The sequence below is a fragment of the Clostridium sp. UBA1652 genome (assembly GCF_002320975.1).
In the GTDB taxonomy this organism is placed as follows: Bacteria; Bacillota; Clostridia; order Clostridiales; family Clostridiaceae; genus Clostridium_T; species Clostridium_T intestinale.
On record NZ_DCLI01000080.1, the window covers coordinates 1 to 3,622 of the forward strand.

Annotated in this window: 3 protein-coding genes; 2 read left to right on the forward strand and 1 reads right to left on the reverse strand. The window is 32.2% G+C overall.

The window, feature by feature from the left end; all coding sequences use genetic code 11:
* The first annotated feature begins 1,133 nt into the window (after positions 1-1,133).
* Positions 1,134-1,844, forward strand: a complete 711-nt coding sequence (locus B3N22_RS16975) for a DUF421 domain-containing protein (RefSeq protein WP_095329283.1) — start codon at positions 1,134-1,136, stop codon at positions 1,842-1,844.
* A 153-nt stretch (positions 1,845-1,997) separates the two neighbouring features.
* A complete protein-coding gene (locus B3N22_RS16980; protein ID WP_235850226.1) occupies positions 1,998-2,378 on the forward strand; it encodes a DUF5661 family protein in 381 nt (126 codons plus the stop codon).
* 340 nt (positions 2,379-2,718) lie between these two features.
* On the opposite strand, the gene B3N22_RS16985 is transcribed toward B3N22_RS16980, so the two are convergent.
* On the reverse strand, positions 2,719-3,622 hold a 904-nt coding region (locus B3N22_RS16985), incomplete at its 5' end, for an NAD-dependent epimerase/dehydratase family protein (RefSeq protein WP_286908904.1).

The window sequence follows — 3,622 nt, forward strand, 5'->3', positions numbered from 1 at the left end:
TTAATTTAGATTTTAATGAAGTCTGATGATTTTTTCTATTAGTTATTGATTTACTGCAACTTTCTAAACGTCGCTAGGTTAATAGAAAAAAGCTTAATAAGAATATTCGATCATGCTGCATAATCAAAGGATATTTGAAATGGCTGAAGAATTAGAAGAAATGTTTTAAAATTGCGAAGTAATAATTTAAATAGTAAGGCAGCAATTTTCTTATGCTAGCGCTAAGAAAAATAAGTACTTTTGTAATGGAAAAATTGTAAAAGGTCATATTTATGAAGAAACACATTAAACTCCTTCAGTTTAATACAATTTTTTCTCGAATACTCGCTTATTCGCAGAACTTCGTACCCGTTAGATTAGGTTAACGGTGAAGGAGTATAGATAAGTGAAGATTTATAAATCTATGTGGATATACCTAATGTAGAAGCATAATTTAAGGCATCCAGTTAATAAAGCAGGATGCCTTTTTTTGCAGAAAGATATAATTTATACAGAATCAAGTACCTTTAATATCTTATGTATATTCTTTAAAGCTAATATTTATCCGTGAAAATCTTATTCCAGCAGAACAGTTTGCTTTGCAAGAGGATGATCCAGTGCAACGAAAAATCAGAAAGTTTCTTCGATTAATAGCCTCTACTTCAAGTCTTGTTGAAAGAATGGTTCGTCGAGCATAAAAATACATCTGCCGTTCTTTCAAAAGTGTTTGTTAGATTTGTAGATTTGAAACAGAAGTTAATACATACTCCTGGATGGCGTAACGAAATAGCAAAAGACATGAGGAAGCAGGTAGGCACAAAGAACTTCATTGAAACTTATTGTTATGATACTATTAAGGATTCCAGTTTCTTGTACAACAACACTATGAGCTTTGTCTAATTAGTCTAGAATGCTCTGACACGAAAAAGTGATTACCCGCAGTGGTTGAAGAGGAGGGTTCTATGAAAAGGAAATAATCAGTAAAACCTGCTGAGAAATTTCATTGCTAATATTATCGGCCAACTTGAACTTTATTAAAGGAACAAAGAGGATTAATTAAGTAAGATACGATTAAAATCGAATTATTACTTATTACGAATTATAATTTTATCCTAAGCTAAGAATAACAAAAAAACAAATAATGAGGTGAAACGTTGCCTGAACATATTGAAGTTATTTTAAGATCTATTACTTCTTTTGGACTTTTATTGATTGGTGCCCGAATATTAGGTAAACAAACTATATCGCAAATGACTATCTTTGATTTTGTTGCAACAATTTCGATGGGAGCAATATCAGCGAATTTAGCATTTAATACTTCTATAAAAGTACATCATACGATCATTGCATTTTCTATTTATGTAATCGTTATTTTTCTCATTGCGATATTGTCGTTGAAAAACAGGAAAGCAAGAAAATTTCTAGCTGGCGATCCAACTATTGTAATACAAAATGGTAAAGTTTTAGAAAAAAACATGAATAAAATGCGATATACAATAGATTATTTAAATCAACAACTTAGAGAGAAAGATGTGTTTAATGTAGAAGAGGTTCTATTTGCCATTATTGAGACGAATGGGTCAATGACAGTATTAAAAAAGCCACAATATAGGAGCGTAACTAGGCAGGATTTAATGGTGCAGGTGCTGCCTGAACATAGGCTGCCAATTGAACTCATTATGGATGGTGAAATAATTAAGGAGAACTTAGAACAAAATAATCTTTCCGATTCTTGGCTGCAATCAGAGTTAAGAAAACGTAATGTAACGAAAAATGAAGTGGTTTATGCAGTTCTTGCAGCGAATGGGAATATTTATATTGATACTTTTACAGATCATATTCATTCGCCTATTGACAAAGAATAGTAATGATAAAAGAGCTAGTTATCGTTGGAATTATATTATGCAGATATAGTATTTTCTAGTTTGTTAAAAAACGTATCTGGCACTAACTAGACATGCTCAAAAAAAGGTAATTAACGTATATTGTTGATAACTACCTTTTAGGAGAGATGTGCTTTGTACAATTATAATGGTCTGTATTTGAATCACTTCATTAACAGTGGTAATTATGTGATGCCCTACGTTTATCCAAGTACAAATGGGTATAGAAATAATCGTTATGCGGCTCGGGCTAAATCCTTTTCTAGAGAAGAAGCGGCAGCAATTGCTTTACTTTTAGGTATTGATTTCAATAAAAGTATGTTTGATTTAGATGAGTTCTGGGTGGGAGTAAATACAGAGCTTGAACATGGAAAAATATCTAGTCAAACAAATGTCACAGATGATGATCCTATTATTACTGGAAAGATTGCATTAGCTCATCTTAATGAGTTCCCTGATTACTACAAAAGATTAAAGGCACTGGAAGAGGAAGCTAAAGCTTATTGGAATAAATGATGAAGCTGAAGCTTATATTGCAAAACGAAATAGCCAAATTGTAAAGATGAATAATCGTTCATAAAATTAATTAGTTAAAAAAAAATAAAGCAGCTTGAAGACAAGATAATTCCTATTGGTATCAGGGCTACTGCGTGAACTACACGAGGGTTTAGCATTGATTTAGTAGTAAGATAAGTGTATTCACGCTGTTGGTATTAGAAATAAACCTTCATGAAACTGCATCCTTAAAAAATGAGAATGAATATAAGAATCTTTCTTTAGTATTTCTGTTTAATTATTAGAATTTATTTAGAAGCTAGAATAATTATATCCTAAATTCTCTCAATATCTGAATATATTATTTGGCTGACTGAGTGTCTTTTTGAATGGAGCGAATTGTTTCGGCTATACCTACTTCAAATGAAGTTTGGATTAAGGAACCAATTGTCTTTTTATACTTGCTGCCATCTAAGTAAACAGGAGTTTCTGTTAAATAAGACATTTCAACCATCTCTTTCATAACAGGGCTGAATATTCCAATCAGCTTTAACATGTATCTTGTTAAGGGGATTACCGTAGCAGATTTTCCTGCTGTAGATTGGGCTATCTGGATGAGTCTCTTGCCGGTTATAATGTTTCCTGGGATATTCCAGTTTTGTCCGTATGCATCATTATTCATAGCAAGTTCTATTATCATTTTTGCCGCATCGGGTAGATATACATACTCTCTTGGAATAGAAAGAGAACCAATATAAGAAGATATTTTTCCTTTCGCTATATTTACCAACGTCATCCCTAAATAGGAGTTGAAATTTGCTGTAGGGCCATAATAATCTGGAAGTCTTATAATCATTGGTTCGACCTTTATCCAATCATTACTGAAAATTAGTTTTTCTAATTCAAGTTTAACTTTTCCCTTCTTAGTATGGGGATTTTTTGGATGTTCCTCATCGACTAATGGGGTTCTTGCTTTTCCATAGGGATATATTCCATCAATAAATACGATTTTTTTGCTACGTTTATCCGCAGCAGTCATGACAGCCTTTCCTAAAGGGATTTGAGAATGATGCATTTCCACATATGGAACAGCTGCACATTGAAAAATTACGTCAACATCTTTAGCAGCCTCATAAATACTGTTATTGTCAAAGGCATTTCCTGCTTTCAATGTCAATAAATTGCTATTACTCAATTTTTCTTTTAAGCTACGAAGTTTTTCCATAGATCTACCAAAAGCTATCGTTTTAATTCCTCTATTTAGT